Here is a 10,354-nt window from a genome sequence, read left to right on the forward strand (position 1 = left end):
GAGGTTTTTTCTTCGGGTGTTACGGCGTCTTCGAGATCGAAGATGATTGCATCGCAATTCAAGCCACGTGCTTTGTCGAGGGCGCGCTCTTTTGAGGCGGGAATGTAAAGTACTGACCGGTAAAGTGCCGCCGCTGCGCTCATGATTCGACCCTGCAAGCAATAAAGTTGCGCGGAAACTGCAGTTTTGCGCAGCATTCCGCAAGCGCTTTCGCCGCATTGCAGCGACAAGAGCGGCTGCGTGGTTGAGGTGTTCGCGTCGGTTGAGACCGGGACAGGGACGATCGCTGTTGCGTTGCCTAACGGGACGACCTGCCGTGTCGCTTCGGGCGAGGCTCTTGCGGTCCTGGCCAAAACGCCCGGCCCCGGCGGCCCGACAAGTCAGGTCAGCGCGTCGAAGATCAGCTTTGCGCCGGTGGCGGTCAAAAGGACATAGGTCACGATGAAGAACAGGCGCTCCGGGATCACACTGTGCGCCCACACGCCCAGCCAGGCTCCAAACAGTGCGGCGGGGGCAAGATAAAGCCCGGCGATCAATGTTTGCGTCGTAAAAATACCTAATATTGCGTAAGGAATGGCCTTGAAGATGTTCACGGCCCAGAAGGTGATCACTGTCGTCGCCTGATAGGTGGTTTTCGTCATGCCGCGCGCCAGAAGATAGACAGCAACAGGCGGGCCGCCTGCATGGCTGACAAAGCTTGTGAAGCCACCAACGGCGCCTGCAAAAATCCCCGCGCCGGGGGGGAAGGAACGGTCGGGTATACGGATCCAGTTTTGCGCACGGGCCAGTTGGAACGCGACGAACGCCAGCGAGATCACCCCAAGAAAGACGCGCAATACGTCTGCGTCTGCAGCGCTCCAGAACAATGCGCCGATGGCAACACCCGGGGCGGCTCCTAAGATCAGAAGTCGCGCATCCGGCCAGCTCCACCGCTTCCAATAGGGTTTAAGTGTCGCAGCATCGATCAGCATCAAAAGCGGCAACATAAGGCCGACGGCCAGTGCCGGATCAACGATAAGCGCCAACAGGGGGCCGCGACGAATGCCGCACCCGAGCCGAAGCCTCCTTTTGAAATTCCAGCGAAAATCACCGCCGGAATCGCAACCAGGAAGAAGGTAAGGTCAAGCGTCATGAAAGGCTTTCGTGCAGACGGGATGCGCGGCTCATAGCGCGCTGGGTGGGGCATGGGAAGGATCACATCTGCCCGCTTCGGCCTTGCACCTTGGCGCGACTGTGGCTACCCCGACTGAATAGCAATCAATTCCTGCGGATCGGAGACTCATCCTCATGTCCAGACCAAAGATCGCGCTTATCGGCGCAGGCCAGATCGGTGGCACACTTGCTCACCTTGCTGCCATGAAAGAACTTGGCGACGTCGTCTTGTTCGATATTGCTGACGGTACGCCGCAGGGCAAAGCCCTTGATATCTCGGAAGCCGGTCCATCAGAGGGCTTTGACGCCACTTTGAAGGGCACCACGGATTACGCTGACATTGCGGGTGCAGACGTTTGCATCGTTACGGCCGGTGTTGCGCGCAAGCCCGGCATGAGCCGCGATGACCTTCTTGGTATTAACCTTAAAGTGATGAAATCGGTTGGCGAAGGCATCAAGGCGAATGCGCCGGATGCGTTTGTGATCTGTATCACCAACCCGCTTGATGCGATGGTTTGGGCGCTGCGCGAATATTCCGGCCTGCCGCACAATAAAGTTTGTGGCATGGCAGGTGTGCTTGATTCTGCGCGCTTCCGTCACTTCCTTAGTCTTGAGTTCGACGTGTCGATGAAGGACGTCACCGCGTTTGTTCTTGGCGGTCATGGTGACACGATGGTGCCATCGGTGCGGTATTCGGCCGTTGGCGGCATTCCTTTACCTGATCTGGTGAAGATGGGCTGGACCACGCAAGAGAAGCTGGACGCGATTGTGCAGCGGACCCGTGATGGCGGTGCTGAGATCGTGGGCCTTCTGGGCAATGGCTCGGCTTATTACGCGCCTGCGACAAGCGCCATTGAAATGGCGGAAGCCTTTTTAAAGGACCAGAAGCGTCTGTTGCCCTGTGCGGCTTATGTGGACGGTGCGCTTGGTCTTAAGGGCATGTATGTCGGTGTGCCGACAGTCATCGGTAAGGGTGGCGTCGAGCGTGTGGTCGACATTCAGCTGTCAAGCGAAGAGCAAGCGATGTTCGACAAGTCGGTGGAGGCCGTTAAGGGTCTGGTCGATGCCTGCAAGGCGATTGACGACGGGTTGAGCTGAGGCGCGCGCCCAAACTATTCAAGGAAGCCGCGCGGTCCTAGGGGGCGGCGCGGCTTTTTGGTTTAAAAAGCGTGTTCGCCGGGAAGACTTCGGCCACCTGATAGACATCGACCGAAAAAAACCTGTTCGGCAGGGATTGGCCAGAGGTCAGTGGTGCGTGTTCAAATAGGATGTAGTCGGGCCATCGATCCGGGTTGGTGGTTACCCGCGGGCGCGGTCCTTCCTCGATGGTGTTTTAGGATGGTTGCGACTTTTGGGGGACCAAATATCAGGCTATGCGCTTTGAGGATTTGCCCGGCGAATTGGAAGAATAGTACGAAGAATTCACCCTTCAGACCCCTGCGAACGTGATTGTGGTCTTGTGAGTCGCGGCAATTCGGCGATTTTTCGTAATTTTGTGATCACACGCAAAAACGTGTGATCACAAAAAGCAGGAATGACGCAATAATTGCCCCCAATTGCCCCGAATTGCCCGTTTCCCGTTTCTTTTGCTAATTTTTCTGTGTCATGCAGGGGAAAAGGGAACGAAGGAGGCCTCCGGTGAACATCCACGAATATCAGGCGAAAGCACTTTTGCAGAGCTACGGCGCTCCGGTTTCGGACGGTCGACCCGTCATGCGATCGGAAGATGCAAAGACTGCCGCTGGCGAATTGGACGGCCCGCTTTGGGTTGTGAAGGCGCAGATCCACGCAGGTGGACGCGGCAAAGGCAGCTTTAAAGAGGCCGACGCTGGCGACATGGGCGGTGTGCGTCTTGCGCGGTCCGTTGAGGAAGCCGCATCGGAAGCCAAGCGGATGCTGGGACGTACGTTGGTCACTAAGCAAACCGGTCCTGCGGGCAAGCAGGTGAACCGCATTTATATCGAAGACGGGGCCGGCATTGAGACCGAGATGTATCTTGCGTTGCTGGTTGATCGTCAGACAAGCCGGGTCAGCTTTGTGGCATCGACCGAAGGCGGCATGGACATCGAAGAGGTGGCCCACAACACACCCGACAAAATTCTGTCGTTCAGCGTTGATCCCGCGACCGGGTATCAGGCGTTCCACGGCCGCCGCATCGCGTTCGAGCTTGGCCTTAAAGGGCCACAGATCAAACAATGCGTCATTTTGATGGGCCAGCTTTATAAAATGTTCGTCGAAAAAGACATGGAGATGCTTGAGATCAACCCGCTGATCGTGACCGACAAGGGCGATCTGAAATGCCTTGATGCGAAAATGGGTTTTGATAGCAACGCGATTTACCGTCATCCCGATATCGCCGCTTTGCGCGACGAGACCGAGGAAGATCCTAAAGAATTGGCCGCCTCGAAGTTCGATCTGAACTACATCGCTTTGGATGGCGAGATCGGCTGCATGGTGAACGGAGCAGGCCTTGCCATGGCGACGATGGACATCATCAAGCTTTATGGCGCCGAGCCGGCGAACTTCCTTGATGTCGGAGGCAGCGCCACGAAAGAGAAGGTCACCGAGGCGTTCAAGATCATTACCTCGGACCCGCAGGTGAAAGGCATCCTTGTGAACATTTTCGGCGGGATCATGCGCTGCGATGTGATCGCGGAAGGCGTTGTATCGGCGGTGAAAGAGGTTGGCCTTGAGGTGCCATTGGTCGTGCGCCTTGAAGGCACGAACGTCGAGAAGGGCAAAGAGATCATCCGCAATTCCGGGCTGAACGTCATCGCGGCGGACAATCTGAAAGACGGGGCCGAGAAGATTGTGAAGGCGGTTAAGGGGTAATCCTTTGACCGCTTCGGCACATATGACGCGCGGGACGACTGTGGCGACACTGGCCTTTATGGCCGGTGCTGCGGCGGCGGATGACACCACGGCGGAGCGCGCCATGGGCGCGTTTTCCGACAACTGCTTTTCTCCGTTTATGACGGCTGCGCGGGTGTCGGAGCGGTTTGCATCGAACGACGTGCGGGTTGATTTCTATGATCTCGACCCGTTTTCCAAGGCTGACGTGTCCAAAGCGGCAGGGCGGGTTACCCCCGGAACCGATCGTCGGTGCGAGGTTGCTTTTGACGGAGATCATGCTGGTGTGGCCGCAGATGTGGCTGTAGCGGCACTGACCCGTGAAGGCATCCTGACCGATGCCGCTCTTCAAAGTACACATCGCGGTGCCCGCACGTCGGGCACCGCATTGCTGGCTGCACGCCAGCTAAATCCAAGACGTATTGCCGTGGTTCATGTGGGCACACGCCCCGGACCAAACGGTATCGAAACTTTTATGAATGTAGAACGGCTTCGGCCGCAAAAATAGGGAACTGCACATGGCTGTCCTCGTCAACGAAAACACCAAGGTCATCTGTCAGGGCTTCACCGGCTCGCAGGGTACATTTCACTCCGAGCAGGCGATTGCTTACGGCACCAAAATGGTCGGAGGCGTCACACCGGGCAAAGGTGGTCAGACGCACCTCGATCTGCCGGTGTACAACTCGTGCCACGAAGCGGTGGCGATGACGGGGGCGAACGCGTCGGTGATCTATGTGCCGCCACCGTTTGCAGCAGATTCGATTCTGGAAGCGATTGATGCGGAAATTCCGCTGATCATTGCGATTACGGAAGGCATCCCGGTTCTAGACATGATGCGGGTGAAACGTGCGCTTGAGACGTCGTCCTCGACATTGATCGGGCCGAACTGCCCCGGTGTTATCACGCCAGATGCCTGCAAGATCGGCATTATGCCCGGTCACATCCATCGCCGGGGTTCGGTCGGAGTTGTGTCGAGGTCCGGCACTTTGACTTACGAGGCCGTGAAGCAGACGTCTGATGTGGGCCTTGGCCAGTCGACCTGCGTTGGTATTGGTGGTGATCCAATTAAAGGAACCGAGCATATCGACGTGCTGGAGTGGTTCCTCGCTGATGATGAGACGCAATCGATCATCATGATTGGCGAAATCGGCGGCTCGGCAGAAGAAGAGGCCGCGCAGTTCCTGGCCGATGAGAAAAAGAAGGGCCGTTGGAAGCCGACGGCTGGTTTTATTGCCGGTCGCACAGCGCCACCGGGGCGTCGGATGGGCCACGCGGGCGCGATTGTTGCCGGCGGCAAAGGTGGCGCGGACGACAAGATCGAAGCGATGAAGATTGCCGGGATCGTTGTGGCGGAAAGCCCGGCGGGTCTGGGCGAAGCTGTTCTGGAAGCGATTGGGTAAAACTTAGTCAAACGAGGTAGTGTCAAAGAGATCATGTCATGATTGGTTCACTCAAGCTTATTGCAGCGGTACTGGTTGCCTGCACGCTTGGTGCTGGCGCATTTGCTGATGACTTTGGGCCTCTGAAAGGCGCGAAGTGTGGTTCGGGTGGGAAATCAGTCGTCGTGTTTCTGCCGGGCGACGCCTCACGCGGTGGGCCAGCAACCTATCACTGCGCCTTGATGAGACAGAGGGCGCAAGAGGGCGTGACAGCTATTGTTTTGTTGCGCCCAGGGGACGACGACGCGATCCAAACCAGCGCAGGTGCCCCCCACGAGCGCCGTGATCAAGACACCAAAGCGAACAACGATCTTGTGGCAAAGTCATGGAGCGCCGTCAAAGACGCCAATCCGGGCGAGCGTTTGGGGCTGGCGGGCCATACGGACGGCGCGGCGCAACTTGGGGCAATCATCGAGAGATATCCTGGGCTGGTGAACAGTGCCATGCTTCAGTCTTGTCCCTGCGATATTAAAATTTGGCGCGCCAAATACAGCCTCTTTTCAGGTCGCGAGAAACAATCGCCGATCAAATTTGCCGGCACCATCGGGCAAGGCATGCGGGTGATCGCCTTAACCGGCGCGGAGGATGACAATATGTGGCCCGGGCTGGCCGAAGCTTATGTCGCCAACGTAAAATCTGCAGGCACCCCTGCCCGGTTTGTAAAGACCAGCGGCGCAAATCACTGGAACGGCACACTGCAAAGCGCAGTTGTCAAAACGATGATCGCGGAAGCGACGAGGTAGTCAGATGACCGAACAATCCCCAAACGATCTCTTCAAGGCATCGTCCTTTTTGCAAGGGCACAACGCCGAGTACATTGAGCAGCTTTATGCACGCTATGCCGAAGACCCGAATGCGGTCGACGAGGCGTGGGCTGCGTTTTTTGCCGAGCTTGGCGATGACGGTGCGGACGCGCAGGCCGAGGCCGCGGGGCCAAGCTGGGCGCGGGCCGACTGGCCTCCGCAGCCAAACGACGAGCTTACGGCAGCACTTGATGGGCAATGGGGCGATCTGGGGCCAAAAGCGGCGTCGGGCGCTGCGGCGAAGATTGGGGCCAAAGCGGCTGAGACGGGCGTTGCAGTGAGCGAGGACGCGATCAAGCGGGCGGTTCTGGATTCGATCCGTGCGCTGATGATTATTCGCGCCTATCGTATCCGGGGGCATCTGGTGGCGGACCTTGATCCTCTGGGTATGCAGGACAAAACTCCGCATCCCGAGCTTAACCCGACGTCTTATGGCTTTGCGGAAAGCGACATGGATCGCCCTATTTTTATCGATAATGTTCTGGGCCTTCAGATGGCGTCGATGCGCGAGATTATCGCGATCGTAAAGCGGACGTATTGTGGGACTTTTGCGCTTCAGTACATGCATATTTCGAACCCTGAGCAGGCCGGTTGGCTAAAGGAACGGATCGAAGGGTTTGGCAAGGAGATTTCCTTCACGCGGAACGGACGCAAGGCGATCCTGAAAAAGCTGGTCGAGGCCGAGGGCTTTGAGAAGTTCCTTCACGTCAAATACATGGGCACAAAGCGATTTGGTCTGGATGGCGGCGAAAGTCTGATCCCGGCGATGGAACAGATTATCAAGCGCGGTGGTGCTTTGGGCGTGAAAGACATCATTGTCGGCATGCCGCATCGAGGTCGCCTGAGCGTTTTGGCGAACGTGATGGCCAAGCCATACAAGGCGATTTTTAACGAATTTCAGGGGGGGTCTTTCAAGCCCGAGGACGTCGATGGCTCGGGCGATGTGAAGTATCACCTTGGCGCGTCTTCGGACCGTGAATTTGATGGTAACTCCGTGCACCTAAGTCTGACGGCGAACCCGTCGCACCTCGAGGCGGTGAACCCGGTCGTGATTGGAAAGGCCCGCGCCAAGCAGGATCAACGCAATGACGCCGAGCGCACCAGCGTGTTGCCGCTTTTGCTGCACGGCGATGCGGCCTTTGCGGGCCAAGGTGTCGTGGCTGAGTGTTTTGGTCTGTCTGGTTTGAAAGGTCATAAGACCGGCGGTACGATCCATATCATTGTGAACAATCAGATCGGCTTTACGACGGCGCCGCACCTGTCGCGATCAAGCCCCTACCCGACCGATATTGCGCTGATGGTGGAAGCTCCGATTTTCCACGTGAACGGCGATGATCCCGAGGCTGTGGTCCATGCAGCCAAAGTTGCCACCGAGTTCCGCCAGAAGTTCGGCAAGGACGTCGTGCTTGATATTTTCTGCTACCGCCGATTTGGTCACAACGAGGGCGACGAGCCCATGTTCACAAATCCGATCATGTACAAGAAGATCAAAAAGCAAAAGACGACGCTTAGCCTGTATACTGAGCGACTTGTGCGAGATGGTCTGATCCCTGAAGGCGAGATCGAAGATATGAAGGCCAGGTTTCAGGCCTATCTGAGCGAAGAATTTGAGGCCGGTAAAGAGTACAAGCCGAACAAGGCGGACTGGCTAGACGGGCGTTGGTCGCATATGGATCGCCAGGGCGCGAAGTATCAGCGCGGCAAGACTGCGATTCCAAAGGCGACGTTTGAGCAGATCGGCAAGGTTTTGAGCACGGTGCCGGATGGCTTGCCAATCCACAAGACGGTCGAGCGTCTGTTCGAAAACAAAGCCAAGATGTTCGACAGTGGCGAGGGTTTTGACTGGGCCACCGCCGAGGCTTTGGCATTTGGGTCACTGTTGACTGAGGGCTATCCGGTACGGCTTTCCGGTCAGGATTCCACGCGGGGGACGTTCTCGCAGCGTCATTCGGGCATCGTGAACCAGGAGACGGAAGAGCGGTATTTTCCCCTCAACCATATCCGCCAGGGTCAGGCGCACTACGAAGTCATCGACTCGATGTTGTCGGAATACGCAGTGCTTGGGTTCGAATACGGCTACACGCTGGCCGAGCCGAACTCGCTGGTTCTTTGGGAAGCGCAATTTGGCGACTTCGCCAATGGTGCGCAGATCATGTTCGATCAGTTTATCTCGTCGGGCGAACGCAAGTGGCTGCGGATGTCTGGTCTGGTGATGCTCCTGCCGCATGGGTACGAAGGTCAGGGGCCGGAGCATTCGTCCGCGCGTCTGGAGCGGTTCTTGCAGATGTGCGCGGAGGACAACTGGATCGTGGCGAACTGCACGACACCTGCGAATTATTTCCACCTGCTACGACGCCAGATTCACCGCAGCTATCGTAAGCCCCTGGTGATCATGACGCCGAAGTCGCTTTTACGCCACAAGATGGCGATCTCGAAAACCGAAGAGTTCGTCACCGGCTCCAGCTTCCACCGGGTGCTGTGGGATGACGCGCAGCTTGGCAATTCAGACACCGCGCTGAAGGCCGATGAGAAGATCAGACGGGTCGTGATGTGTTCGGGCAAGGTCTACTTTGACTTGCTGGAAGAACGCGACGCGCGGGGCGTTGATGATGTTTATCTGATGCGGGTGGAGCAGTTCTATCCGTTCCCGGCGCAGTCGTTTGTGAACGAACTGAAGCGGTTCCCGAATGCCGATTATGTCTGGTGTCAGGAAGAGCCGAAGAACCAGGGCGGCTGGACCTTTATGGAGCCCAATATCGAGTGGGTTCTCACGCGTATCAAAGCGAAGATCACACGGCCTAAATATGCGGGGCGTGCAGCGGCGGCCTCGCCTGCGACGGGTCTTGCATCGGCGCATAAGTCACAACAACAAGCGCTCGTGAACGACGCGCTGACACTGGAAGGGTAATCCGACATGGCAACTGAAATTCGTGTGCCGACGCTTGGAGAAAGCGTCACCGAGGCCACCGTCGCCACGTGGTTCAAGAAACCGGGCGATACAGTCACGGTGGACGAAATGTTGTGCGAGCTTGAGACCGACAAAGTGACGGTTGAAGTGCCATCGCCTTCGGCGGGGACCTTGGGCGAGATTGTCGCTGCTGAGGGCACGACCGTTGGTGTGGATGCTTTGCTGGCGACCCTGACTGAAGGTGCCGGGGCAGCGCCTGCACCGGCAAAGGCGGCAGCTTCGCCCCCCGCAGCGGCGTCTGGTGGCGGCGCGCAATCGGTGGATGTAATGGTCCCAACCCTTGGCGAAAGTGTGACCGAGGCGACCGTGTCGAGTTGGTTCAAGAAGGTCGGGGACAGCGTCACCCAGGACGAGATGCTGTGTGAGTTAGAGACCGACAAAGTGTCGGTTGAAGTGCCAGCGCCTGCGTCCGGGGTTCTGTCCGAAATATTGGCTGCGGAAGGTGCAACGGTTGAGGCCGGTGGCAAGTTGGCTGTGATGTCGGCGGGCGAAGGGGCTGTTGCGGCTCCGGCGGCGGCTCCGGCGGACGCTGCTCCAGCGGCGGCCAGCACGGGTCGTGATGTCGAAGATGCACCGTCGGCGAAGAAGCTGATGGCAGAGAACAACCTGTCGTCCGATGCTGTGACCGGTTCGGGTCGCGATGATCGGATCATGAAAGAAGACGTGCAAAAGGCGCTGGCAAACCCGGCGCCAAAAGCAGCGCCCCTTGCTGGCCCGGCCGCGCCACGCGGTCCGGTTGCGGCGCAAGATGCGGGTCGCGAAGAGCGCGTGAAGATGACGCGTCTGCGCCAGACCATTGCACGGCGTCTGAAGGATGCACAAAACACGGCGGCTATGCTGACCACCTACAACGAAGTCGACATGTCGGCGACGATGGCGCTTCGCAAAGAGTACAAGGAGCTGTTTGAGAAGAAGCACGGTGTGAAGCTTGGGTTTATGTCATTCTTCACAAAGGCTTGCGCGCATGCTTTGCAGGAAGTGCCCGAGGTCAACGCCGAGATCGACGGAACGGACATTGTCTACAAGAACTTCGTCCATATGGGCATAGCTGTTGGCACGCCTAGCGGCCTTGTGGTGCCGGTGGTACGCGACGCCGATAAGATGTCGTTCGCTGAGATTGAGAAGAGAATCAACGAGTTGGG

Annotated in this window: 8 protein-coding genes and 1 pseudogene; 7 read left to right on the top strand and 2 right to left on the bottom strand. The window is 57.7% G+C overall.

Features of this window, described 5'->3' with window-relative positions; genetic code table 11:
- A partial coding sequence (locus tag Q1B15_RS09090) for an aldolase/citrate lyase family protein (RefSeq protein ID WP_299753216.1) occupies positions 1 to 143 on the bottom strand: 143 nt, incomplete at its 3' end.
- A gap of 237 nt (positions 144 to 380) precedes the next feature.
- Positions 381 to 1,132 (bottom strand): annotated as a pseudogene (locus Q1B15_RS09095) (sulfite exporter TauE/SafE family protein).
- Positions 1,133 to 1,287: 155 nt separating this feature from the next.
- Here Q1B15_RS09095 and mdh point away from each other — a divergent pair.
- The 7 genes from mdh to Q1B15_RS09130 all read left to right on the top strand — a co-directional run.
- Positions 1,288 to 2,250 (top strand): malate dehydrogenase, encoded by a 963-nt coding sequence (gene mdh, locus Q1B15_RS09100; protein WP_299753202.1) that lies wholly within the window; start codon positions 1,288 to 1,290, stop codon positions 2,248 to 2,250.
- A gap of 540 nt (positions 2,251 to 2,790) precedes the next feature.
- The gene (gene sucC, locus Q1B15_RS09105; protein ID WP_299753204.1) at positions 2,791 to 3,984 is read left to right on the top strand and encodes an ADP-forming succinate--CoA ligase subunit beta; all 1,194 of its coding nucleotides are present in this window, start codon (positions 2,791 to 2,793) and stop codon (positions 3,982 to 3,984) included.
- A 4-nt stretch (positions 3,985 to 3,988) separates the two neighbouring features.
- Positions 3,989 to 4,510 (top strand): succinyl-CoA synthetase subunit beta, encoded by a 522-nt coding sequence (locus Q1B15_RS09110; protein WP_299753206.1) that lies wholly within the window; start codon positions 3,989 to 3,991, stop codon positions 4,508 to 4,510.
- 10 nt (positions 4,511 to 4,520) lie between these two features.
- Entirely contained in the window at positions 4,521 to 5,402 is an 882-nt protein-coding gene (sucD, locus tag Q1B15_RS09115) for a succinate--CoA ligase subunit alpha (protein ID WP_299753208.1), read from the top strand.
- 38 nt (positions 5,403 to 5,440) lie between these two features.
- A complete protein-coding gene (locus Q1B15_RS09120) occupies positions 5,441 to 6,184 on the top strand; it encodes a hypothetical protein (RefSeq protein WP_299753210.1) in 744 nt (247 codons plus the stop codon).
- 4 nt (positions 6,185 to 6,188) lie between these two features.
- Positions 6,189 to 9,152: a 2-oxoglutarate dehydrogenase E1 component gene (locus Q1B15_RS09125; protein WP_299753212.1), complete on the top strand. Its 2,964-nt coding sequence runs from the start codon at positions 6,189 to 6,191 to the stop codon at positions 9,150 to 9,152.
- Positions 9,153 to 9,158: 6 nt separating this feature from the next.
- Positions 9,159 to 10,354: biotin/lipoyl-containing protein (locus Q1B15_RS09130; RefSeq protein WP_299753214.1), on the top strand; the 1,196-nt coding region annotated here is incomplete at its 3' end.

The organism is uncultured Boseongicola sp., from assembly GCF_937988555.1.
In the GTDB taxonomy this organism is placed as follows: domain Bacteria; phylum Pseudomonadota; class Alphaproteobacteria; order Rhodobacterales; family Rhodobacteraceae; genus Boseongicola.